This is a genomic window from Klebsiella sp. GB_Kp056, from assembly GCF_040064755.1.
In the GTDB taxonomy this organism is placed as follows: Bacteria; Pseudomonadota; Gammaproteobacteria; order Enterobacterales; family Enterobacteriaceae; genus Klebsiella; species Klebsiella quasipneumoniae.
On record NZ_JBEAJA010000035.1, the window covers coordinates 100,889 to 123,600 of the forward strand.

Genomic DNA, 22,712 nt, shown 5'->3' on the forward strand with positions numbered 1-22,712 from the left:
TGGCGTTAACCGCCGATAGTGACGTGGAATCCGGCCGCTTCGGCCATTACCCGATAAGGTTGAATGTCCGCTTCGTCAGGCGCTTTCACCCTGGCCAGCGCCCAGGGTTTGCCCAGCAGACGGTATTTGGGCTCGCCGTATTGATGAAATGGCAGCAGGTGCAATTCTGTAAGATTAAAAGGTGCGAGAAAGTTCAGAATCTGGCGAAAATTATCGACGCTCATGGTATAGCCCGGGATCAGCGGCACGCGTGGGATGAGGTTGATCTCTCTAGCCGCCAGCTGGCGAAAATTATCCAGTACCCGCGGCTGATTGATTCGCAGTAGCGACAATGCCCGCTCAGGTTCCATGATTTTAAAATCAAATAACACCTCGTCGCAGGCTTCAGCCACCGGTAAAAAACGGTTGAAGGGCCCGTCGCCAGCGGTTTCGATGGCGGTGCGGATCCCCCACTGGCGCAGGCGCTGGAGAAAGCGGGCGGCAAATTCGGCCTGCATGAGCACTTCACCGCCGGAGAGGGTGACACCGCCGCCGGAGGCGCGGAAGAAGACTTCATCCTTCAGCACCTCATGAAGGAGGTTATCCAGCGTCATGTCGCGACCGATCTGCTCCCATGCCCCGGAGGGACACTCGGCGACATCCTGCTGGCAGCGGGCGCAACCCAGGCATTTACTCTGCCGGCGCAGGGTCTGGATCCTGGGTGACATTGACTCCGGGTTGGCGCACCACGGGCAGGTGTGGGGGCAGCCTTTGAAAAAGACCACCGTGCGGATCCCCTGGCCATCATTGAGCGAGTAGCGCTGCAGATTAAAAATGCGCGCCCGGTCGGCGCGCGTCTCCATCACCTCACAGCTGATGCGCGGTGCGGCGGATAATGTCATCCTGAATCTCCTTCGACAGCTCAACAAAGAAGGCGCTGTAGCCCGCGACGCGCACCACCAGGCCGGCAAAGTCCTGCGGCCGTTGCTGCGCTTCACGCAGGGTGTCGGCATTGACCACGTTAAACTGAATATGCTGCAGCTTGAGCTTGCAGAAAGCCTGTAAAAAGTCTGCCAGCTTGTTTAGCCCGCCGTCGCCGGCCAGCGTCGCCGGGGTGAATTTAACGTTGAGCAGCGTACCGTTCGACAGCAGATAGTTATCCAGCTTGCTGACTGATTTCAGCACCGCCGTCGGCCCCTGGGCATCCTGGCCGACCATTGGCGACAGGCCGCCGTCCGCTAACTGTTCGCCAGCCAGCCGCCCGTCCGGGGTAGCCCCCACCACCGAGCCCAGCGGCACGTGCGCCGAGACGGTATAGGAGCCGGGCGTAAAACGCCCGCCGCGCGGATTCAGATATTGTTCCACCTCTTTGCAGTAAAAGCGCAGCAGATCGGCGCTGATATTATCGACGTCGTCGATATCGTTGCCGTATTTTTCAAAACGGTTGATCAACCGGGCGCGGATTTTCTCTCCCTCTGGCGTCTGGAAGTTGGCTTTCAGTACCGCCATCAGTTGGTCAAAGCTAAGGCGCTGCTGGTCAAAGACCATCCCCTTCAGGGCATAAAGCGAATCGCTCAGGTTGGCGATCCCGATGCCCTGGACGCCGGAGAAGTTATAGCGCGCTCCGCCGGCGGTGATGTCTTTACCGTGCCGCACGCAATCTTTAATGAACGAGGAGAGGAGAGGCACTGGCGCCCAGTCGCGATGGCCGATATCGCAGATATTGCTGCCCTCGACCATCAGCTTGATGTAATAGCGAATTTTGTCGCGCATCTGGCGGATAAGCCCTTCCCAGCTGACCTCCGGTTGTCCTTCATTTTCCTGCAGAACAAGTTCCATGACCTTCAGCAGGTTGAACATGGCGATATCATGCAGGCCGTAGGTGCGGCCGGGGATCGACAACTCGACGCAGCCGACCACCGCGTAGTCGCGGGCGTCTTCCAGCGACACGCCGCGATTGAGGAAGGCGGGGACCACCACCTCGTCGTTGAAAATCTGTGGAATGCCGGTGCCCAGGCGGATGGTTTCGGCGGTTTTACGCAGGAACGGGCGGTCAATCAGCTCGTTCACCCGCACGCCAAGATTCGGCTGCGGCAATTGCACGTTTTGATAGGCATCGAGGCATAAAAATGACAGCACATTGACCGCGCTGCGCCCGGTTTCCGTTAGCCCACCGAGCAGGGCGGTATACCCGGTGGGAAAACCGGCGAAATAGCGTGCGCTACTGGAGGAGCGCAGCAGGACGATGTCGTTGCATTTTACCCAAAGCGACTCCAGCAGCTCCTTGAGCGACGCCGGATCCTGTCCTTGATTCAGCGACGCCTGATAAAACGGCAGCATGTACTGGTCAAAACGGCCGAGCGAAATGGAGCTGGCATTGGATTCGTACTGCAGAATGATGTTCATATACCAGAACAGCTGGCAGGCCTGGGGGAAGTCCGTTGGCCGGTGCTGCGCATTGTGGCGCGAAATCGCGGCGATGGTTAACAGCTCCCGCTGACGCTGCGGATCCTGACAGTGTCCAGCCATCTCCTCGGCCAGCGCGGCGTAGCGCAGAATATGGCGCAGAGAGGCCTCCAGCAGGATCAATACCGCCTGATAAAAAGGGTTATCAGGCTGCCGGTCGCAGTGTGATTGCATCTCCGCAACCAGCGCGTCCAGGCCATTATTCAACAGGTGCGGATAGTCGATAATGATATGGCCCTGGCCTTTATCGGTCTGGTTCACGCTGAATATTTGGGTGCTGACGGCGGCTTTGACCTCGTCGGTCATCTGGCCGTTGATGAAATCTTTCATTGAGCGCTTTTCCCAGTAGGGGAACAGCGTTTCCCGATAGACGCGCTTATCTTCTTCGCTTATCGCGAAGCGGTCCTGCGGTCGGGTCGGGAAGGTGTCGAGCTCGTTAAGCAGCCAGTAGGGATCCATCTCCGGCGACATAATGCCGGCCCGCGGTTTGATGGTACGGTTGCCGGCAATCAGTTCATCATCACGAATCGAAATGTCTACCTTATCGAGGATCCAGGCGGTGGCCTTCGCCCGGCGAATAATCACCGGCTCGCCCTCCGTTTGCCGATGGCTGGCGGTATACAGCAGGGCGCGTTCAAGTGATATTTCGCGCGGTTGGGCGAACAGGCTGGCTTTCAGGCGTTGAGTACGATTCGTCATGACAAACTCCATGTTGTGGCGAAGGGCGCGCGGGCGCCCCTTTTAAGGCTTCAGGCTCGTTGGGAAAGGTGGCTGTCTATCTTGTTCATGATGGCGTCGGCGCGTTTGACCGCATCGCTGATATTGACGCGTACGATAGTTTTCCCGGCAAAACGCTCTTCGAATTTGATACCGATATCTTTGGTCAGAATGACCATATCGGCGGCGGCGATCTCTTCCGCCGTCAGCTCGTTTTCAATGCCGATAGAACCCTGGGTTTCAACTTTGACCTGCCAGCCTTTGGCCTTAGCGGCGCTTTCTAACGATTCGGCGGCCATATAGGTGTGAGCCACACCCGACGGGCAGGCGGTGACAGCGATAATGTGGGTCATAATCTGTTCCTTCCAGTCTGTTAGTTAATTTCAAAATCAAGGTCTAATTCGTCGTCGGCTTTGGCGTCAGACGATTTCTTTTTAGACAGCGCTTTCAGCACAATGACGCAGGCGGCGCTGACGCAGGCGCCGACCAGCAGCGCGGCGATAAAGCCGAGTTTGCCCTGGACCACCGGCAGCACGATGAGCCCGCCCCAGCCGGCGTAACACTGGGCGCCCAACAGCGCCGCGGTGACGCAGCCGCTGGCCGCGCCAATCATATTGGCCGGAATAACGCGCAGCGGGTCGGCAGCGGCAAAGGGAATCGCCCCTTCTGTGACCCCGACGCAGCCCATCACCAGCGCCGCTTTGCCGGTTTCCCTCTCTTCGGCGGTGAAATATTTGCGGCCGATCAGCGTCGCCAGCCCCATCCCCAGCGGCGGTACGGCGATGCCGACGGCGGCGATAGCCGCTACGCTGTAGACCCCCTGTGAAACGCAAATCAGCATGAAGGCGTAGGCCACTTTGTTCACCGGGCCGCCCATATCAAACGCCAGCATCAGGCCCATAATGATGGCCAGCACCACGATGCTGCCTTCGCGCATGCCCTGCAGCCAGTTGGTCAGGTTTGCCGTGAGCGCGCCTACCGGTTCGCCGAGCCCCCACATCATGATCCCGGCAGTAATAAAGGTGCCGATGATGGGAATAATGAAAATCGGCATCACCGAGCGCAGCACCTTGTGGACCGGTATTTTTTTCAGGTAATAGACCACCAGACCGCCGATCATCCCAGCGATCAGCGCGCCAAAGAAGCCGGCGCCGAAGCTGTTACCTACCCAGGCGCCGATGGCGCAGGGGGCCAGCGCGGCGCGGTCGGCGATGGAGTAGCCAATGTAGGCGGCGAGAAAAGGGACCATCAGCGTCAGGCCGGCGACGCCAATATCAAACAGTTTCTTCAGGTTGGGATCGGTGGCGGCATCCGGAACCGCACCTTTGCCATACAACATGACGGACACCGCCAGCAGGATCCCGCCGGAGACCACGAAGGGGATCATATGTGACACGCCGGTCATCAGATGCTGGCGAGTATTTTTTAGTATTTGCACCAGTTCGTTCATTGCTTGCTCCTGAGCGCTGTAGGGCCCGTGACAGTATTGATGGCTCAACATTAGAAAAAGGGCGCCGCATAAAACAGTAGAGAAAAAGTGCATTTACTGGATATTTGTAAGGTTAGAAAAGAATTGCGATCCACCTCAAATCTTAGTGATGACAGGAGGAGTGAGCGCTAAAAGGGTGGAATTGTGATGGCGGGCATAAAAAAGTATCGTGTGTACAATAGTCCAGTAATTGCCAGTTTTGTCACCTAGTCCACTTGACCATCTTTCATTACCTTTTGGGGAATTAATGGATTACTCAGGAGGAAGGCGATGGCTCTGGTCATTGAATTTACATGTAATTTGCCCAACGGCGTGCATGCGCGTCCGGCCAGTCTGGTCGAAACGCTGTGTAACCGTTTTTCATCGGCAATTGAGTGGCGGAACCTGCGCTGCGATACCGGTGGCAATGCCAAAAGCGCGTTGGCGGTCATCGGCACGAACACCCTGAAGGGCGACACCTGCCAGCTGCTTATCAGCGGCGAAGATGAAGCCGAGGCTTACGCCGCGTTAACGGCCTTTCTGCGTGATGAATTTCCTCACTGCGACGCGCCGCTGCCTACGGCACAAGCGCTGGACGTCCAGCCGGTGCCGGAGTCACTCTCACGCCTGAACCCGACGCTGTTCCATGCCAGTCCGGTCTGCGCCGGCAGCGCGGGGGGCAGGCTCATCCATCTAAAATCCCGCGATTTGCACGAGCTTGGCGCACTGCCCGTCGCCAGCAGTCCTGAACAGGAGCAGGCGGCACTGGATAACGGCCTGCGCCTGCTGGTGAAAGATATCGAACTGCGGCTGCTGGACAATGACGGTACCGCCAGCGCGATACTGGAAGCTCACCGTTCGCTGGCGACGGATGCCTCGCTGCGCCAGCATCTGCTCGGCGGGATCCTCACCGGTCTCAGCTGCGCCCAGGCGATCGTCGCCACCAGCGACCACTTCTGCGCCCAGTTCCGCGATTCCGGCAGCAGCTATCTGCAGGAGCGGGTGCTGGATGTGCGCGATGTCTGCTTCCAGCTGTTGCAGCATATCTACGGCGAAGCCCGTTTCCCGGCGCCGGGTCAACTGCGGGAAGCCGCCATTTGCCTTGCCGACGAACTCACCCCCAGCCAGTTCCTCGAACTGGATAAAACGCATCTCAAAGGGCTGCTGCTGCGCAGCGGCGGCACTACGTCGCACACCGTGATCCTCGCCCGCTCATTCAATATCCCGACCCTGGTGGGGGTTGACCTCGACGCACTGTTGCCCTGGGAGGATACCCAGGTGCAGATCGACGGCAACGCCGGGCTGCTGGTGGTCGACCTGAGTCCGGCGGTGGCGCGCTACTATCAGCAGGAGTCGTGGGTTCAGGCGCAGATCCAGCAACAGCAGCAGGTATGGCTGGATAAGGCGGGGCAGACGGAAGACGGTATCCGCGTCGAGATCGCGGCGAACATCGCCCATTCGGTAGAGGCGGTGGCGGCCTTCAACAACGGCGCGCAGTCGGTTGGCCTGTTCCGCACGGAGATGCTCTATATGGACCGGCCCGGCGCGCCATCGGAAGACGAACTCTACAACATTTTCTGCCAGGCGCTGGAGCCTGCCGCCGGGCGCAGCATTATCGTGCGGACTATGGATATCGGCGGTGATAAGCCGGTGGCCTACCTCAACATTCCGGCGGAAAATAACCCTTTCCTCGGCTACCGCGCGGTGCGCATCTATGAAGAGTACCAGGCGCTGTTTCATACTCAGCTGCGGGCGATTCTACGCGCTTCGGCGCACGGCTCGCTGAAGATCATGATCCCGATGATTTCCTCAATGGAAGAGATCCTGTGGGTGAAAGAGCGGTTGGCGGAGGCCAAACAGTCGCTGCGCGTCGAACAGATCCCGTTTGATGAAAAAATTCCGCTGGGCATCATGCTGGAGGTGCCGTCGGTGATGTTCATCATCGATCAGTGCTGCGAAGAGGTGGACTTCTTTAGCATCGGCAGCAATGACTTAACGCAGTATCTGCTGGCGGTCGACCGCGATAACGCGAAAGTGACGCGCCATTACAACAGTCTCAACCCGGCCTTCCTGCGTGCGCTGGACTATGCCGTGCAGGCGGCGCACCGGCAGGGGAAATGGATCGGCTTGTGCGGCGAGCTGGGGGCCAAAGGTTCGGTGCTGCCGCTGCTGGTCGGCCTCGGCCTGGATGAACTGAGCATGAGCGCGCCGGCGATCCCGGCGACCAAAGCGCGTCTGGCGCAGCTGGACAGCCGCGCCTGCCGACAGCTGCTGAATCAGGCGATGCAGTGCCGTACCTCGCTGGAAGTGGAGCATCTGTTGGCCCAGTTCCGCATGCGCCAGCAGGATGTGCCGTTGATTAGCCGCCAGTGCATCACCCTCAACAGCGACTGGCGCAGCAAGGAGGAGGTGCTGAAGGGGATGACGGATAACCTGCTGCTGGCCGGGCGCTGCCGCTATCCGCGCAAGCTGGAGGCCGATCTCTGGGCCCGCGAGGCGGTGTTCTCCACCGGGCTGGGCTTCAGTTTTGCCATTCCGCACAGTAAATCCGAGCATATTGAGCAGTCGACCATTAGCGTCGCCCGCCTGGCGCAGCCGGTGAAGTGGGGTGATGAAGAAGCGCAGTTTGTGATTATGCTGACGCTAAACAAGCATTCGGCGGGCGACCAGCATATGCGCATCTTCTCGCGTCTGGCGCGGCGCATTATGCACGCCGAGTTCCGCCAGGCGCTGGTATCCGCAGAGAGCAGCGAGGCTATCGCAACGTTGCTCCAGCGTGAGCTTGAGATTTAAACTACTGAACTTTAGGGTTTTTTATCGTTTTTTTTGCACTGCCCATTTTATTTTCAATGAATTTTGCTGTGATTTCATTCCCCGTCACTCCTCTCTCACTTACCTCAGACCACACCGAAAGGTGTGGTTTTTTTATACATTTTTGTAACATCGATCGCAAATTTATAATTACACAATAACAAATTGTTTGATCATTATGTAATTCAGCGTTAGTTTGCCTGCGAAGAAAATCCATATTGACCGTCCGGGGTGGGCGAGAAACAAAGGGGGATTCGATGACTAAAGAGCAAGAGTTTCACTGCGACGTACTGGTGGTCGGTAGCGGTGCGGCAGGTATGTCAGCGGCAGTAAGTGCGGCACATCAGGGGCTGAATGTACTGATTGTGGAAAAAGCAGCGCGTTTCGGTGGCACTGCTGCCCGATCTGGTGGGTGGGTATGGATCCCGGGCAGCGATCAGGCTAAAGCCTGGGGCCATCTTGATTCAATTGAGTCGGTGAAGCGTTACTTAAAGCATGAAGGGGGTGCCAGCTATAACGAAGAACGAGTGGATGCATTCTTGCGTCATGGCCCGCAAGCCGCCGCCTTCTTTAGCCAGGATACCGCAGTCAAATTTGAAATGCCTCTCACTTTCCCTGATTACCATGCTGAAGCTCCCGAGGCAGCGCAGGGAGGACGCTCCATGGTGGCGAAGCCGTTCGATGCTCGTCAGTTGGGGAAACATTTGGCCCAATTGGAACCTCCGCTACCTGAATTGACAGTGTTTGGCATGATGATTGGGTCGGGCAACGATATTCGCCACTTTATGAAAGCGACGCGTTCGCTGGAGTCCGCCATCTACGCCACGAAGCGTTTAACTAAACATTTTTGGCAAACGTTGACCTGTGGACGAGGCATGACCTTAACCAACGGTAATGCTCTGATGGGCAGATTAGCTAAATCGGTCTTTGATAAGAATGTGCCGCTCTGGCTGAATTCACCCGTCAGGGAGTTGATCCTTAAAGAGGGGGCGGTCATTGGCGCAAAGGTAGAAAAAGAAGGATCGTTATATACGGTCTACGCATCGCGCGGTGTGGTGCTGGCCGCCGGCGGTTTTTCTCATGATATTAAGAGACGAAGCGAACACTATCCCCATACGCCAACCGGGAAGGAACACTGGAGCCCGACAGCCGAAACCAATACCGGCGACAGCCTGAATATGTTTGAAAATATCGGTGGGAGAGTCGATAGCCATTTGCCAAACGCCGCCGCATGGGCACCGATATCGTTAACCCGACGACCGGACGGCGGTCAGGGAGTGATGCCACACTTTATTGATCGGGCAAAGCCTGGCGTTATCGCGGTGACTCGTCAGGGACGCCGTTTCACTAACGAAGCCAACTCCTATCATGATTTCGTGCAGGCAATGATCAACGTTAGGGATGCTAAAAGTGAAGTTTGTGCCTGGTTAGTTTGCGATCGCCGAACTCTCAGACGCTACGGGCTGGGATGTGTCGCGCCATTTCCGCTACCGTTGAAACGCCATTTGACCTCCGGCTATCTCCTTGAAGGGCGCACGCTGGATGCATTGGCGGAAAAAGCGGGCATTGAGGTGGCACAGTTTAAGGCGACGGTGGAGGAATATAACCGTTATGCCGCCTACGGTCAGGATCCGATCTTTGGTAAAGGTTCAAAAGCCTATAACCGTTATCAGGGCGATGCTTTGCATAATCCTAATCCTTGCATCAATACCATTGAGCGCGGGCCTTTTTATGCGGTGAAGGTTTTACCTGGTGATATCGGGACCTACAACGGTATCCCGGTTGATTCGGATAACCGTGTTCTGGATCAGCAGAAGAAGCCCATCCGCGGCCTGTTCGCCATTGGTAACGATGCCACTAGCATCATGGGCGGTAATTACCCGGGGGCAGGTATTACCCTGGGACCGGCATTAACTTTCGGATATGCCGTGGGTCAGTATTTGGCTCACTGCAGCACCCCTTCAGTCTCCGAGACGATAAAAAAAGCATCATGATGCTTTAACTATTTTTCTTGCCTCCGGATGCGCTCTTTCACGCATCCGGAAGGATGGGTTATTACTCTTGTTGAAGAACACGATTATGCAAATTGCACCATTATTTGATTTAAGCGGTAAGAAAATACTCATCACCGGGGCGGCAAAAGGTAATGGCGCCGCCTTAGCGCGCGGGATGTCGGATGCTGGGGCAGAAGTCATATTGGTCGATGTCGATGACAAAGGCGTGCAGCGTTTAGCAGATACGTTTAGAGCAGAAGGGCGATTAGCCAGTGCGTACCGGCTTGACGTTAGCCAGATCGAAGGATGTCTGCAGCTTGCTGAGGAGGTAGGGGATATCGATGTATTAATCAATAATGCAGGACTGTTGAAGCGGATCCCCTTTGCATCGGCATCTGTTTACGAGGCCTTTGCCGTCACGCTCGCCGTGAATGTTCATGGTCCTTTTAATATGACCCGTGCATTTTTACCTGCCTTAAAAAGACGGCGTGGAAATATTATTAATATTGCTTCTATCCAGTCCTTTGTCGCCGCACCAACCTCACCCACCTATGCCATCTCTAAAGGCGCGCTGGCGCAGTTAACCCGGACGCTTGCTGCGGAACTGGCGACGGATAATATACGTGTAAACGCTATTGCTCCGGGAATGATCGCGACAGAAATGTCGGCAAGTACAAGGGATAATGAAGAGTTTATGCAGCGTTTTTTGCAGCACGTGCCGATGAAGCGTGCCGCGCAACCTGATGAACTTATTGGCCCTGCGACTTTTCTCGCTTCGTCTGCTGCCAGCTATGTGACCGGTGTGATATTGCCTGTAGACGGAGGATATCTGGTGAGCTGATGGATTACCGTTGCGTTGAGGCTGGTGAGTGAAGCATCCCAAAACATATTGTTAGCACCTGATGCCCAAGATAAAGTACCGCTTCATAACAACCTGACATCAGCGGTAAGTGCTATGAAATCAGAATCGCGTGGGATCCAGAGCGTGGAAATCGCCGGGCAAATTTTACGAGTACTGGTGGACCATTCCCGTCCCTTAACGCTCAGCGAAATAGCTGAGCGGGCAGGGACAACTTCTGCGCAAATTCATAACTATCTGGTAAGCATGACGCGCGTGGGTCTGCTTAAGCGTGACCCACAAAGTCAGAAGTTTGAACCAGGGGCACTAGCCCTCCGTTTAGGCGTCGCAGCCCTACATAGCCAGTCGGTAGTGGAAGAGGCTATTGCTCATATTGCAGCGTTGGGACAGCGTTTAAACGTCAATATGTTTCTTTCTGTGTGGGGACGTTTTGGCCCGCTGGTCATTGACTATCGTGAGCATGGTGCAGTGATGAATATTGGTTTTCGCCTGGGAAGCGTACTTTCTCTGACCCAGACAGCGACAGGAAAACTTTTCGCCGCTTATCACGATCGCGAACAGTGTACCGAGGTAATTAACCAGCAGATGTTTACGCGCGATAAGCTGGATGATTATCTCTCCCCGGCTTTTCAGCAACAATTGGCCGCCATCAGGAGAGACAAAATATCGATTGCGCAGTCTTATCCGTTGGCATCAATTACCAGCCTTGCTGTCCCGGTGTTTGCGGCTGACAACTCGCTTACCCTGACGATCAGCGCGTTTGCGGCCGCTCATGATTTGATAGGTGAGCGCTTAACGATGGTGAGCAATGCTCTTCAAGCGCTCGCCGCCTCCCTTTCATGCAATGAGATCGCTTATGAATCACGTTGATAATGATAAGAACTCGCGTGGAGTGCAGTCGGTTGAAACAGCCGCCTTGATGTTAGAGTTCCTCACAGGCCAACAGGGTGGTGTGCCGCTAAAAAAGATTGCCCAGGCTGTCGGTATGAGTCCGGCACGGGCTTTCCCGTATCTTATAAGCCTGGTACGTAGTGGACTGGTGACAAAGGATGATGCACGAGGGCTTTATCTGCCCGGCGAACTGTCACAGCAGTTAGGAATGCTGGCTCTGCATTTACACCGCCCTTACGATACCGCTGAACATACGTTGAAGATCTTAAACCTAGAATGCGGACATAGTGCTGCCCTGAGCGTTTGGGGGAACATGGGACCAACGGTCGTGCGCGTTGAAGAGAGTCGTTATAGCGTATATCCGGAAATTCGAATCGGGTCGGTGATGTCGCTGGAGCAGACCTCCATTGGTCAGGTATTTTCCGCCTGGATGCCAGAGGAGATCGTTCGCGAGGCATGGGAGGCGGAGTATTGGCGACGTGAGCACCGTGCGGCGCCGAAAACGGCTATGGCGGCATTCTTTGCGAAGTTAGAGGCTGTTCGTCAGGCCGGGTGCGACTTCAAGCAAAATGTTCCTGCGCCAGGATTGAGTTCCGTGAGCGCGCCGGTTTTTGATCTCAGTGGTTCAATAGCTTACGTGTTGACCTTGTTTGATGAGAGTGGGGTCATTGATGTGAGCCCCGGCGGTGCAGCCCAACAAGTGTTGCGCCATCATGCATACTGCCTGTCGGCAGCGCTGGGGCTACGGATTGATTATCCCACTGGTGATTTAGCGGTTACCTCAACGCGTTGAGTGTCTCTAGTGTGCCTCGCATCAATGGTCGCTACTCGAGCTGGTTTTCCTGGCCGTCATTGGAACGACTTCACTCAGCACAGCCAGGCAAACCGCGTCTCCTACCTGTTGGGTGGAGGCAGAGCCCTGCATATCCGGCGTCTTCGGCCCGCTGGCGATCGTCTGCTCAATTGCCGCCAGGATGCCGTTGTGCGCAGCGTGATAGCGCGCATCGCCGTTCCCGAGAAAATCAAGCATCATCGCCCCGGCCCATATGGTGGCGATCGGATTGGCGATATTTTTCCCGTAGATATCCGGCGCTGAACCGTGGACCGGCTCGAACAGCGACGGGAAGGTGCGCTCCGGGTTGAGATTGGCCGATGGCGCAATACCAATGGTACCGGTGCAGGCCGGGCCAAGATCGGAGAGAATATCACCGAACAGATTGGAGCCGACGACCACGTCAAACCGCTCCGGCTGCAGCACGAAGCGGGCGCAGAGAATATCGATATGCTGCTTGTCCCAGCGGATCTCGGGATAGTTTTTGGCCATCTCCTCCACCCGCTCATCCCAGTAGGGCATGCTGATGGCCAGCCCGTTGGATTTCGTCGCCGAGGTCAGCGTTTTGCGTGGGCGGCTTTGCGCCAGCTCGAAGGCGTAGCGCAGGATACGGTCAACGCCCCGGCGGGTAAAGATCGACTCCTGAATCACCACTTCATGCTCGGTGCCTTCATTGGCGCGCCCGCCCAGAGCGGAATATTCGCCTTCGGTGTTCTCGCGCACCACGTAGAAATCGATATCCCCAGCCTTTTTCCCCGCCAGCGGGCAGGGGACGCCGGGGAACAGGCGCACCGGGCGCAGGTTGACGTACTGATCGAACTCGCGGCGGAACTTCAGCAGCGACCCCCACAGCGAGATATGATCCGGGACGGTATCCGGCCAGCCGACGGCGCCAAAGTAGATGGCGTCGAACCCCTGTAACTGCTCGCGCCAGTCGTCCGGCATCATCTTACCGTGATGAGCATAATATTCGCAGCTTGCCCACTCCATCTGCTCGAAGCTCAGCGCCAGATCCCACCGCTGCGCGGCGGCTTTCAGTACGCGGATCCCTTCAGGCAGGACTTCTTTGCCAATTCCGTCACCCGGGATGGCGGCAATACGACAGGTTTTTTTCATTCCGGTTCTCACTTTTTAGCGATGATGTTTGACCACCTGCTTATCCTATAATTGACTGATTCATAATTAATCACGCTAACTGGTGAAACATAAAACACAGATCATGAATAATCTGCCGCTGCTGAATGATTTACGCGTCTTTATGCTGGTCGCCCGCCGGGCCGGGTTTGCCGCCGCCGCTGAGGAGCTGGGCGTATCGCCGGCTTTTGTCAGCAAGCGGGTTTCGCTGCTGGAGCAAACCCTGAATGTGATGTTGCTGCACCGGACCACCCGCCGGGTCACCATTACCGAAGAGGGAGAGCGGATCTACGAGTGGGCGCAGCGCATTCTGCAGGATGTCGATGAGATGATGGACGAGCTCTCCGACGTGCGTCAGGTGCCGCAGGGAACGCTGCGGATTATCAGCAGCTTCGGCTTTGGCCGCCGGGTGGTGGCCCCCGCGCTGTCGGCGCTGGCGCTTCAGTACCCGCAGCTGGAGCTGCGTTTTGATGTTCAGGACCGTCTGGTGGATTTAGTCAATGAAGGGGTGGATCTCGATATTCGCCTCGGCGACGATATCGCGCCGAATCTGATTGCCCGCCAGTTGGCTCGCAATCACCGCGTACTCTGCGCGTCGCCGCAGTTCCTCGCCCGCCATGCGCCGCCGAAACAGCTGAGCGATCTGGCGGCTCTGCCGTGCCTGGTGATTAAAGAGCGGGATCATCCGTTCGGCGTCTGGCAGCTGCATAGCAAAGAGGGCCAGCACGCCATCAAAGTGACCGGGCCGCTGTCGTCCAACCATGGCGAAATTGTTCATCAGTGGTGTCTGGACGGGCAGGGGATTGCGCTCCGTTCGTGGTGGGACGTCAGGGAGAATATCGCCAGCGGGCATCTGGTGCAGGTGCTGCCGGACTACTGGCAACCGGCCAACGTCTGGGCGGTTTACGTCTCCCGCCTGGCGACGTCGGCTAAAATTCGCACCACCGTGGAGTTTCTGCGCCACTATTTCCAGCAACACTATCCGCAGCATGAGCCGACGGCCAGGGCCGTCGGCAAAGACGATTAAACCCCAAGGCGGTCGCGCAGGCTGTAGTAGGCGGCGCCCATCGCGGTAAAGGGGATACGCAGGCTGCGGCCGCCCGGGAACGGGTAGTGCGGCAGTTTGGCAAAGGCGTCGAAACGCTCGGCGTCGCCGCGCAGCAGTTCCGAAATCAATCGTCCGGCGAGGTGGGTACAGGTGACCCCATGCCCGCTGTAGCCCTGCATGTAGTAGATGTTGCTATCCAGGCGACCAAACTGCGGCATCCGCGACAAGGTCAGCAGGAAGTTGCCCGTCCAGCGGTAGTCAATCTTCACCCCCTGCAGCTGTGGGAAGGTTTTCAGCAGCTTTGGCATAATCAGCCGCTCCACATCGTCCGGGTCGCGGGCGCCGTAGACCACGCCGCCGCCGTACAGCAGGCGGTTATCGCCGGTCAGACGGTAGTAGTCCAGCAGGTAGTTACAGTCTTCCACACAGTAGTTTTTCGGGATCAGCGAGCGGGCGACCTCCTCCGACAGCGGCGCGGTGGTGACCACCTGGGTGCCGCACGGCATGCTGCGCTTCGCCAGCTCCGGCTCCAGTTTGTCACCGAGATAGGCGTTGCCGGCGACGATCACATAGCGGGCAGTGACCTGGCCGCGGGCGGTGCTGACCACTGCCGGGCTGGTGTGCTGGATGCGGGTGACCGGCGACTGCTCATACACCCGGCCGCCGTTCAGGCGAATAGCGTCCGCTTCGCCGATGGCGAGGTTGAGCGGGTGAATATGGCCGCCGCTGTGGTCGAGCAGGGCGCCGACGTAGCGGTCGCTGTCCACTTCGCGACGAATCGCCTCTCTGTCCAGCAGCTCCAGCTGCGTGTTGCCGTAGCGCTCCCAGTTGGCTTTCTGTTCTTCCAGCGTCTCCAGCTGTTTATGGTTCATCGCCACGAACAGGCCGCCCGGTCGGTAATCGCACTGGATCTGATAGCGCTGGATGCGTTCGCGGATAATATCGCCGCCTTCGAACATCATGCTGCCGAGCATTTTCGCCGCATCCGGGCCGTAGTTTTTTTCAATCACGTCGATATCGCGGCTGTAGGAGTTAACCAGCTGACCGCCGTTGCGGCCGCTGGCGCCGAAGCCGATGCGCGCCCCTTCCAGCACCACCACGTCGTAGCCCATTTCGGCAAGATGCAGGGCAGAGGAGAGGCCGGTGTAGCCGCCGCCGACGACGCAGACGTCGCAGCTTATCGATTCGTCCAGCGTCGGAAAGGGTTCATATTTGTTGGCGCTGGCGGCGTAATAGCTGGTGGTATGTTCGGTCATGATTAAGACTCCAGGGCAATCCAGATGGTTTTCAGTTCGGTGAATTTTTCCAGGGCGTGCAGCGACTTATCGCGCCCGTTGCCGCTCTGTTTGTAACCGCCGAAGGGGACGGTCATATCACCATCGTTATAGTTGTTGACGAAGACCGAACCGGCCTTCAGGCGGCGGCTCATGCGGTGGGCGCGTGAGAGATCGCGAGTCCATACCGCGGCGCCGAGGCCGTAGTCGCTGTCGTTGGCAAGCCGCAGAGCCTCGTCTTCGCTTTTGAATCGCGTCACCACCAGCACCGGGCCGAAGATCTCTTCCCGGCTGAGGGTGGAAGCCGGGTCGACGTCAATGAAAATGGTCGGGCCGACGGCGGCTGGCCATGGATTTTTCCGCCCATCGAGGAACAGCGTGCTTTTACTTTCGCCGCCGCGAATAAAACTGTGCACGCTGTCGGCATGGGTGTTGTCAATCAGCATGCCCATGGTGGTGTTTGGGTCGAGCGGGTTGCCCGGCTGCCAGTGTTGCGCTTCGGTTTTCAGTCGCGCCAGGAACTCGTCGGCGATGCTCTCCTCCAGCAGCAGGCGGGTGCCGGCGATGCACACCTGGCCCTGGTTGTAGAAGATGCCGCCGGCGGTGGCGCTGACCGCTTTTTGCAGATCCGGGCAGTCGGCGAAGACGATGTTGGCGCTCTTACCGCCCGCTTCCAGCCACACGCGCTTCATATTGCTGTCGCCGGCGTCTTTCAGCAGCTGCTTGCCGGTGCGGGTGGAGCCGGTAAAAGTAATGACCTCCACGTCAGGATGCAGGGCGAGCGCCTGTCCGGCCTCGTGACCAAAGCCGCTGACCACGTTCAGCACGCCGTCCGGCAGGCCAGCCTCTTTCGCCAGCCCGGCGAGGCGCAGGGCGGTGAGCGGCGATTTTTCCGACGGCTTAAGGATCACGCTGTTGCCTGCCGCCAGCGCCGGACCGAGCTTCCAGCAGGCCAGCAGCAGCGGGAAGTTCCATGGCACCACCGCGGCGATGACGCCAATCGGTTCGCGGACGATCATCGCCAGCTCGTTGCTGCCGGTGGGGGCCACTTCGCCATAGACTTTATCCAGCGCTTCGGCATACCAGCGGATGGCGCGGGCGGCGCCGGGAATATCGTCGCGCAGGCTGTGGCGAATCGGTTTGCCGGTATCCAGCGTTTCCAGCAGCGCCAGCTCTTCGCGGTGGGCCTCCATCAGGTCGGCGAAGCGTGTGAGAACCGCTTTACGCTGCGCGGGGGCGGCCTGTGACCAGTCGCCGTTATCAAAGACCCGGCGCGCGGCCTTCACCGCCAGCTCGACGTCGGCTTTTTTGCCGCGGGCGACATGGGCTAACGTTTGCTGCGCGGCAGGGTCAATGGTTTCAAAGGTGGTATTATCGACCGCGGCGCAATATTCGCCGTTAATAAATAATCGTGTTTCAATGGCCAGGCTTTTCGCTTTTTCCTGCCAGTAAGCCAGGTGCTGAAAATTCATCATGACTCCTTAAAAACATTATCGGCAAATTAATCATTTCGGCGTTTTCAGGCTGCACGGGGGCGCTGCGCCAGGCGCAGGGCATCGTGAATCCCCGGAGTTGAATACCGTTTTATTGCCCTAAATTTCGGCAGGTTGTCTGCATGCCGAATGATTCAGGGACGAGTCGCCATTCACGGCGTTAATTATTTCAGGGCCAGCAGGAAATAGGATTCCCTTCCGGCACAAACGTTATGACGGCGAGTTTTTCGCGGCGACGAAAATAAAATTTCCGCCGTCGCAGGTCTGAAGAAAGCCTGAACCTCGTTCAGGCTAACTATTCAGAATGTGGTGGGGGTGTGGGCACTGATGATGCGGCAGATGCCTGCCGAGGTGTTGCTGAAGCTGTGCGGGATGCCGGTGTTAATGGCATAGCTCTGTCCAGCCACCAGGTGGTACGACTGACCGTTAATGGTCAGCACGATCTCCCCCTCCAGTATGGTGCCTATCTCCTCACCCTGATGCTTAATCCTCTCCCCGGTCGTGGTTCCAGGCTGGTAAGTTTCAAAAATCATCGCCAGCGTACGGTTCGGATTTCCGTTATGAACCAGCTTCATGGAAACGCCCTGACTGCCCATTTCGATAAGGTCATCCTGATTAATGACCACCTGGGGTTCGTCCGGCTTTTCGGGTTCAGAAAAGAATTCCGAGAGCGACAGCCCATAGACTTTCAGCAGCTTTTGCAGCGTACTGATGGCGGGACTGACTTTGTCCTGCTCTATGGTGCTGATGGCACTATGTGTTAACCCAGACAGTTCGGCGGCACGACGCTGCGAGAGACCCAGCTGTTGGCGGATCTCTGACAGACGTTTCCCTGGCGCCAGTCCGTCATCGCTCATATTTGCATTTCCTTAACGGTAGTGGTCAGCGCCGCCGCTTTTCAGCATGATGGCCCTGACAGGCGGTGATAAAACCATCAAACAACATACGCGACAGGGCGTATTCGCTACTGTTCCATTCAGGATGCCACTGTACGCCCAGCGCGAAAGGGTGATCGTTCACGCTGACCGCTTCCACCAGTCCATCCGGCGCTCGCGCCTCCACGCGCAGCTGCGGACTCAGGGTTTTTGCCCCTTGCCCGTGTAGCGAGTTTACCCAAAACGTGTTGCAGCCCGGTATCAATTGCGACAGCAATCCTCCTTCCTGAACCTCAACCTGATGGGACGGGGCATACTGCTGCTCGACGGGCAGTTCAGGATCTTCGCGATGCTCCAGCAGCTCAGGCTGCTCGAACAGACGACGATACAGAGTCCCACCGGTGGCGACAACCAGTTCCTGCAGTCCACGACAGATGGCGAAAATGGGGATGCGCCTTTCGAGTGCGGCGTTAATCAGCGCCATGCTCAGAAGATCACGCCCGGGGTCGGCGTCAGGCTCATCGCCGTTTTCACCATAAAGGTGCGGCTGCACGTTACTGGGGCTGCCTGGCAGGTATATCCCGTCCAGTTTATCGACTAACGCGTTCAGCAGCTCCGGCTCCGCCAGCGCATGCGGCAGGGCGATCGGCAGTCCGCCGGCGTTAACAATTGCATTCAGGTACTTTTCTTGCAAGGTCTGGGTCTGGTGACCCTTAAGCCTGTTTCTACACATCACGACGCCAATAACTGGCTTGTACATTATATTTTCCATGATCGCCCTCACAAAGTGGACTAAATTATGACCGCTATAGCGGGTTTAACGGCCATATCGTTCAATATTTTCTCAATCTAGCAGTGGAAATAGCCCTTTGCAAACTTAATTTAACATTTGACAAACAATTTATTTGCATACACAGTCGATGGGGTGGACATTATATTTAACGGTCTGAGTGCAGGACCGAAACCAAACCAACGGCGGTGAATCATGGAAACCAATATCGTAGAAGTTGAGAATTTTGTTCAGCAAACGGAAGAGAGACGGGTCAGCGCGTTCGCGAAAGAAGTGAAGCGCTACCTCGAAACCTACCCTGATACCCAATATGTCGATGTCCTCCTCACTGACCTGAACGGCTGCTTCCGCGGCAAGCGCATCCCCGTTGCCGGCCTGAGCAAGCTGGAGAAAGGCTGTTATTTTCCGGCCTCGGTGTTTGCGATGGATATTCTCGGCAACGTCGTGGAAGAGGCCGGTCTGGGCCAGGAGATGGGCGAGCCGGATCGCAGCTGCATCCCGGTGCCCGGTACCTTAACGCCTTCAGCGGCCGATCCGCAGTCGATAGCCCAGGTACAGCTGACCATGGTTGATGAAGATGGCGCTCCCTTTGACGTTGAGCCGCGGAACGTACTCAACCGCCTCTGGCAGCAGCTGCGCCAGCGCGGGCTGTTCCCCGTGGTAGCGGTAGAGCTGGAGTTCTATTTACTGGACCGTAAACGCGATGCCGAAGGCTACCTGCAGCCGCCGTGCGCGCCGGGCACCGACGATCGCAACACCCAAAGCCAGGTCTACTCGGTCGATAACCTGAACCACTTTGCCGACGTGCTCAACGACATCGACGAGCTGGCGAAACTGCAGCTGATCCCCGCCGACGGCGCGGTGGCCGAAGCCTCGCCGGGCCAGTTTGAAATCAACCTCCACCATACCGATAACGTGCTGGACGCCTGCGATGATGCGCTGGCGTTAAAACGTCTCGTGCGTTTAATGGCGGAGAAGCATAAGATGCACGCCACTTTTATGGCCAAGCCTTATGAAGAGCATGCGGGCAGCGGGATGCATATCCACATCAGCATGCTGAACAATAAAGGGGAAAACGTGCTGGTGGACGGCGACGGGGAAGACTCCGCGCTGCTCAAACGCGCGCTGGCCGGGATGATCGATCTGATGCCGGCCTCGATGGCGCTGCTGGCGCCGAACGTGAACTCGTATCGCCGCTTCCAGCCGGGGATGTATGTCCCGACGCAGGCTTCCTGGGGCCATAACAACCGTACCGTGGCGCTGCGGATCCCGTGCGGCGAGCGGCAGAACCACCGCGTGGAGTATCGCGTGGCGGGAGCGGACGCCAACCCGTATCTGGTGATGGCGGCGATTTTCGCCGGTATCCTGCACGGGCTGGATAACCCTCAGCTGCCTTTGCAGGAAGAGGTGGAAGGTAACGGCCTGGAACAAGAAGGGCTGCCGTTCCCGATCCGTCAGAGCGACGCGCTGTGGGAGTTTATGCAGAACGATCACCTGCGTGAGCGTCTCGGCGAGCGTTTTTGCCACGTTTTCCATGCCTGCAAGCATGATGAATTATTGCAGTTTGAGCGTCTTATCACAGAAACTGAAATTGAGTGGATGTTGAAAAACGCCTGATGGTCGCCCCGCGAGGGGCGCATGAGTTGAGTCATGAGTAGCATCATACGGCCTGAGCGGAGCCTGGTCGTCCTTTTTGCTGGGAGCCCAGCCATTTCCCGGATGTCGCGTTAAGGAGCGCAGGCGGCAACGGGGCTTCAGTTAACGACACAGTGTGTGACGAGGAAATGAGATGATGCAGATGTTCAAATATCCGCAGGGAGAGGGAGGCCGCTCAGGCCGCATTGGATGCCAGCCAGCAACCGCTCACCGGTCCGTCTTACCCTTTTATTTATGCCTTACCCCCTTGCTAAGCAGGTTTGTCACGCGAACGTTGTGCCCGCAAACTGTTATCCGCAAGGGGGGAATGGTCGATGGCAATTAATCTTCCTGCGCATAACGCCGCTCAGGCGGGCAGACCGCGTCTGCGTAAATCCCTCAAACTCTGGCAAGTGGTGATGATGGGGCTCGCCTATCTGACGCCGATGACGGTGTTTGATACCTTCGGCATTGTCTCCGGCATCAGTAACGGCCACGTCCCGGCGTCGTATTTGCTGGCGCTGGCTGGCGTGCTGTTCACCGCCATCAGCTACGGCAAACTGGTGCGCCAGTTCCCGGAAGCCGGCTCTGCCTACACCTACGCGCAAAAATCCATCAGTCCGCACGTCGGTTTTATGGTCGGCTGGTCGTCGCTGCTGGATTATCTGTTCCTGCCGATGATCAACGTCCTGCTGGCGAAGATCTATCTCTCGGCGCTGTTCCCGGAAGTGCCGCCATGGGTGTGGGTGGTGACCTTTGTCGCCATTCTGACCGCCGCGAACCTGAAAAGCGTTAACCTGGTGGCCAACTTCAACACCCTGTTCGTGCTGGTGCAGATCTCGATTATGGTGGTGTTTGTCATTCTGGTGGTCCAGGGGCTGCACAAAGGCGAGGGGGTAGGGACCGTCTGGTCGCTGCAGCCGTTTATCAGCCAGAATGCGCATCTGATCCCGATTATTACCGGGGCGACCATCGTCTGCTTTTCGTTTCTCGGCTTCGACGCGGTGACCACGCTGTCGGAAGAGACGCCTGACGCCGCGCGGGTGATCCCGAAGGCGATTTTTCTCACCGCGATGTACGGCGGCATTATTTTCATCGTCGCGTCGTTCTTTATGCAGCTGTTTTTCCCGGATATTCATCGCTTTAAAGACCCGGACGCCGCGCTGCCGGAGATTGCGCTGTACGTGGGCGGCAAGCTGTTCCAGTCAATTTTCCTCTGCACCACCTTTGTTAACACTCTGGCGTCCGGCCTGGCGTCCCATGCCAGCGTCTCCCGTCTGCTGTACGTGATGGGCCGGGATAACGTCTTCCCGGAGCGCATTTTCGGCTATGTGCATCCGAAATGGCGCACCCCGGCGTTGAACGTGATTATGGTGGGTATTGTCGCGCTGTCGGCGCTGTTCTTCGACCTGGTGACCGCCACCGCGTTGATTAACTTCGGCGCGCTGGTGGCCTTCACCTTCGTTAACCTGTCGGTGTTCAACCACTTCTGGCGGCGCAAAGGGTACAACAAAACCTGGAAGGATCGACTGCACTATCTGCTGCTGCCGATGGTCGGGGCATTGACGGTAGGGGTGCTGTGGATCAACCTCGAGGCCACTTCCCTGACGCTCGGTCTGGTGTGGGCGGCGCTTGGTCTGCTGTATCTGGCTTATCTGACCCGACGCTTCCGGAAACCGCCGCCGCAGTTCGATGCCGCCAAGGCGGAGCAGGCCTGGGAGTCCTAGAGCCTGACGCAGAAACCGAACAAAGGCAGGCCCGCAGGCCTGCCTTTGTTATGGCATCGGTAAGGGACAGTACAGGATGGTAAAGAAATCAGCAGAAAACGGCGGAGAACGGAAGGTATTATTTCTTCTTTTTATGGACAGGTAACTGACTGGCGCGCCGCTCTTTGAGGTACGACACCAGACTGTAGATGGCGACGCCCAGCAGCGCCACCGCGACGATAAAGAGAATAAGACCCGACATAGACCAACCTAAAATTCTGTTTAGAAAGGGAAAAAGATACAGGGCTCAGTTGAAGATAACATCGGGATATGTCTGAAAGATGACGCCTCATCGCGGGAATATCCGCCGCAGGGGTTGTGATAAAATATTTCCCGCAGGAATGTGACAGTCTGGGTTTCAGCTGAAAGGGCGTAACACTCCGTTAAGTGATTTTACAGAAGTGCGGCCAGCAGCGGGTTACGCTGACCGCGAATTAGAATGATCTGAGAGCAAGACATGTATAAGAAAACCCTCAGCCTGCTGGGCGTGGCGCTGGCGCTGACGGCCTTCGCCAGTCAGGCTGAAAATGAACGTCAGGCGATCCGCGAGCGGATCGTGGAGCAGGTCCTGAAACCGTGTGAAGGTAAAAAAGCGGGCGATAAGGTGGTGATCACCGATCGCCGCGGCGGTGAGCACGAGGCGATCTGTACCCTGGCGGCGGTTCCACTGCCGGAGTGAG

Annotated in this window: 19 protein-coding genes; 9 read left to right on the top strand and 10 right to left on the bottom strand. The window is 57.2% G+C overall.

Annotation, left to right across the window (positions count from 1 at the left end; genetic code table 11):
* Positions 1–5: 5 nt before the first annotated feature.
* The 4 genes from ABLV52_RS03045 to ABLV52_RS03060 are packed head-to-tail and all read right to left on the bottom strand — an operon-like array spanning position 6 to position 4,612.
* Positions 6–881: a [formate-C-acetyltransferase]-activating enzyme gene (locus ABLV52_RS03045; RefSeq protein ID WP_109546476.1), complete on the bottom strand. Its 876-nt coding sequence runs from the start codon at positions 879–881 to the stop codon at positions 6–8.
* Positions 847–3,144 (bottom strand): formate C-acetyltransferase, encoded by a 2,298-nt coding sequence (locus ABLV52_RS03050; protein ID WP_348889982.1) that lies wholly within the window; start codon positions 3,142–3,144, stop codon positions 847–849. Before ABLV52_RS03050 ends, ABLV52_RS03045 begins: the two co-directional genes overlap by 35 nt.
* 50 nt (positions 3,145–3,194) lie before the next feature.
* The gene (locus tag ABLV52_RS03055) at positions 3,195–3,515 is read right to left on the bottom strand and encodes a PTS fructose-like transporter subunit IIB (protein ID WP_023289076.1); all 321 of its coding nucleotides are present in this window, start codon (positions 3,513–3,515) and stop codon (positions 3,195–3,197) included.
* A 20-nt stretch (positions 3,516–3,535) separates the two neighbouring features.
* Positions 3,536–4,612, bottom strand: coding sequence for a PTS fructose transporter subunit EIIC (locus tag ABLV52_RS03060; protein ID WP_348889983.1), 1,077 nt, complete (start codon positions 4,610–4,612; stop codon positions 3,536–3,538).
* 309 nt (positions 4,613–4,921) lie between these two features.
* Here ABLV52_RS03060 and ptsP point away from each other — a divergent pair, with 309 nt between their 5' ends.
* The 5 genes from ptsP to ABLV52_RS03085 all read left to right on the top strand — a co-directional run bounded on the left by ptsP (position 4,922) and on the right by ABLV52_RS03085 (position 11,978).
* A complete protein-coding gene (gene ptsP, locus ABLV52_RS03065; RefSeq protein WP_348889985.1) occupies positions 4,922–7,423 on the top strand; it encodes a phosphoenolpyruvate--protein phosphotransferase in 2,502 nt (833 codons plus the stop codon).
* Positions 7,424–7,698: 275 nt separating this feature from the next.
* A complete protein-coding gene (locus ABLV52_RS03070; protein WP_348889986.1) occupies positions 7,699–9,435 on the top strand; it encodes an FAD-dependent oxidoreductase in 1,737 nt (578 codons plus the stop codon).
* A gap of 85 nt (positions 9,436–9,520) precedes the next feature.
* Positions 9,521–10,276, top strand: coding sequence for an SDR family oxidoreductase (locus tag ABLV52_RS03075; protein ID WP_348889987.1), 756 nt, complete (start codon positions 9,521–9,523; stop codon positions 10,274–10,276).
* Between the two features lie 24 nt (positions 10,277–10,300).
* Positions 10,301–11,164, top strand: coding sequence for an IclR family transcriptional regulator (locus tag ABLV52_RS03080; RefSeq protein WP_142375647.1), 864 nt, complete (start codon positions 10,301–10,303; stop codon positions 11,162–11,164).
* Positions 11,151–11,978, top strand: coding sequence for an IclR family transcriptional regulator C-terminal domain-containing protein (locus tag ABLV52_RS03085; RefSeq protein WP_348889988.1), 828 nt, complete (start codon positions 11,151–11,153; stop codon positions 11,976–11,978). The genes ABLV52_RS03080 and ABLV52_RS03085 overlap by 14 nt, the downstream gene beginning before the upstream one ends.
* 21 nt (positions 11,979–11,999) lie before the next feature.
* On the opposite strand, the gene ABLV52_RS03090 is transcribed toward ABLV52_RS03085, so the two are convergent.
* Positions 12,000–13,133, bottom strand: coding sequence for a tartrate dehydrogenase (locus tag ABLV52_RS03090; protein WP_044521999.1), 1,134 nt, complete (start codon positions 13,131–13,133; stop codon positions 12,000–12,002).
* A gap of 82 nt (positions 13,134–13,215) precedes the next feature.
* Between ABLV52_RS03090 and ABLV52_RS03095 the strand changes: the two genes are divergently transcribed.
* Positions 13,216–14,178 (top strand): LysR substrate-binding domain-containing protein, encoded by a 963-nt coding sequence (locus ABLV52_RS03095; protein WP_072096457.1) that lies wholly within the window; start codon positions 13,216–13,218, stop codon positions 14,176–14,178.
* Here the strand turns inward: ABLV52_RS03095 and ABLV52_RS03100 are convergent.
* From ABLV52_RS03100 to puuD, 4 genes are all read right to left on the bottom strand, one after another.
* The gene (locus tag ABLV52_RS03100) at positions 14,175–15,455 is read right to left on the bottom strand and encodes an FAD-binding oxidoreductase (RefSeq protein ID WP_023289085.1); all 1,281 of its coding nucleotides are present in this window, start codon (positions 15,453–15,455) and stop codon (positions 14,175–14,177) included. The two genes, ABLV52_RS03095 and ABLV52_RS03100, sit on opposite strands and share 4 nt — an antisense overlap.
* Before the next feature lie 2 nt (positions 15,456–15,457).
* Positions 15,458–16,945 (bottom strand): aldehyde dehydrogenase PuuC, encoded by a 1,488-nt coding sequence (gene puuC / locus ABLV52_RS03105; protein ID WP_032455303.1) that lies wholly within the window; start codon positions 16,943–16,945, stop codon positions 15,458–15,460.
* Positions 16,946–17,265: 320 nt separating this feature from the next.
* Positions 17,266–17,823 carry an HTH-type transcriptional regulator PuuR gene (gene puuR / locus ABLV52_RS03110; RefSeq protein WP_002898590.1) on the bottom strand — a complete coding sequence of 186 codons (558 nt, stop codon included), beginning with the start codon at positions 17,821–17,823 and terminating at the stop codon, positions 17,266–17,268.
* Positions 17,824–17,848: 25 nt separating this feature from the next.
* Entirely contained in the window at positions 17,849–18,601 is a 753-nt protein-coding gene (gene puuD / locus ABLV52_RS03115; protein ID WP_072199196.1) for a gamma-glutamyl-gamma-aminobutyrate hydrolase, read from the bottom strand.
* A 225-nt stretch (positions 18,602–18,826) separates the two neighbouring features.
* Between puuD and ABLV52_RS03120 the strand changes: the two genes are divergently transcribed.
* Both ABLV52_RS03120 and ABLV52_RS03125 read left to right on the top strand, forming a co-directional pair.
* Entirely contained in the window at positions 18,827–20,248 is a 1,422-nt protein-coding gene (locus ABLV52_RS03120) for a glutamine synthetase family protein (protein WP_002898595.1), read from the top strand.
* 353 nt (positions 20,249–20,601) lie between these two features.
* Complete coding sequence (locus tag ABLV52_RS03125) at positions 20,602–21,993, top strand: APC family permease (protein WP_023289089.1); 1,392 nt, start codon at positions 20,602–20,604, stop codon at positions 21,991–21,993.
* 118 nt (positions 21,994–22,111) lie between these two features.
* Here ABLV52_RS03125 and ABLV52_RS03130 read toward each other — a convergent pair whose 3' ends face one another.
* A complete protein-coding gene (locus ABLV52_RS03130) occupies positions 22,112–22,234 on the bottom strand; it encodes a small membrane protein (protein ID WP_002898600.1) in 123 nt (40 codons plus the stop codon).
* Positions 22,235–22,489: 255 nt separating this feature from the next.
* On the opposite strand from ABLV52_RS03130, the gene ABLV52_RS03135 reads away from it, so the two are divergent.
* Positions 22,490–22,711, top strand: a complete 222-nt coding sequence (locus tag ABLV52_RS03135) for a hypothetical protein (protein WP_023289090.1) — start codon at positions 22,490–22,492, stop codon at positions 22,709–22,711.
* The last annotated feature ends 1 nt before the right edge of the window (position 22,712 follow it).

What these genes read in the sequence shown, in the direction of transcription:
- ABLV52_RS03045 (WP_109546476.1), bottom strand. Translation starts at nt 881, where the DNA reads ATGACATTATCCGCCGCACCGCGCATCAGCTGTGAGGTGATGGAGACG.
- ABLV52_RS03050 (WP_348889982.1), bottom strand. Translation starts at nt 3,144, where the DNA reads ATGACGAATCGTACTCAACGCCTGAAAGCCAGCCTGTTCGCCCAACCG.
- ABLV52_RS03055 (WP_023289076.1), bottom strand. Translation starts at nt 3,515, where the DNA reads ATGACCCACATTATCGCTGTCACCGCCTGCCCGTCGGGTGTGGCTCAC.
- ABLV52_RS03060 (WP_348889983.1), bottom strand. Translation starts at nt 4,612, where the DNA reads ATGAACGAACTGGTGCAAATACTAAAAAATACTCGCCAGCATCTGATG.
- ptsP (WP_348889985.1), top strand. Translation starts at nt 4,922, where the DNA reads ATGGCTCTGGTCATTGAATTTACATGTAATTTGCCCAACGGCGTGCAT.
- ABLV52_RS03070 (WP_348889986.1), top strand. Translation starts at nt 7,699, where the DNA reads ATGACTAAAGAGCAAGAGTTTCACTGCGACGTACTGGTGGTCGGTAGC.
- ABLV52_RS03075 (WP_348889987.1), top strand. Translation starts at nt 9,521, where the DNA reads ATGCAAATTGCACCATTATTTGATTTAAGCGGTAAGAAAATACTCATC.
- ABLV52_RS03085 (WP_348889988.1), top strand. Translation starts at nt 11,151, where the DNA reads ATGAATCACGTTGATAATGATAAGAACTCGCGTGGAGTGCAGTCGGTT.
- ABLV52_RS03090 (WP_044521999.1), bottom strand. Translation starts at nt 13,133, where the DNA reads ATGAAAAAAACCTGTCGTATTGCCGCCATCCCGGGTGACGGAATTGGC.
- ABLV52_RS03100 (WP_023289085.1), bottom strand. Translation starts at nt 15,455, where the DNA reads ATGACCGAACATACCACCAGCTATTACGCCGCCAGCGCCAACAAATAT.
- puuC (WP_032455303.1), bottom strand. Translation starts at nt 16,945, where the DNA reads ATGAATTTTCAGCACCTGGCTTACTGGCAGGAAAAAGCGAAAAGCCTG.
- puuR (WP_002898590.1), bottom strand. Translation starts at nt 17,823, where the DNA reads ATGAGCGATGACGGACTGGCGCCAGGGAAACGTCTGTCAGAGATCCGC.
- puuD (WP_072199196.1), bottom strand. Translation starts at nt 18,601, where the DNA reads ATGTACAAGCCAGTTATTGGCGTCGTGATGTGTAGAAACAGGCTTAAG.
- ABLV52_RS03120 (WP_002898595.1), top strand. Translation starts at nt 18,827, where the DNA reads ATGGAAACCAATATCGTAGAAGTTGAGAATTTTGTTCAGCAAACGGAA.
- ABLV52_RS03125 (WP_023289089.1), top strand. Translation starts at nt 20,602, where the DNA reads ATGGCAATTAATCTTCCTGCGCATAACGCCGCTCAGGCGGGCAGACCG.
- ABLV52_RS03130 (WP_002898600.1), bottom strand. Translation starts at nt 22,234, where the DNA reads ATGTCGGGTCTTATTCTCTTTATCGTCGCGGTGGCGCTGCTGGGCGTC.
- ABLV52_RS03135 (WP_023289090.1), top strand. Translation starts at nt 22,490, where the DNA reads ATGTATAAGAAAACCCTCAGCCTGCTGGGCGTGGCGCTGGCGCTGACG.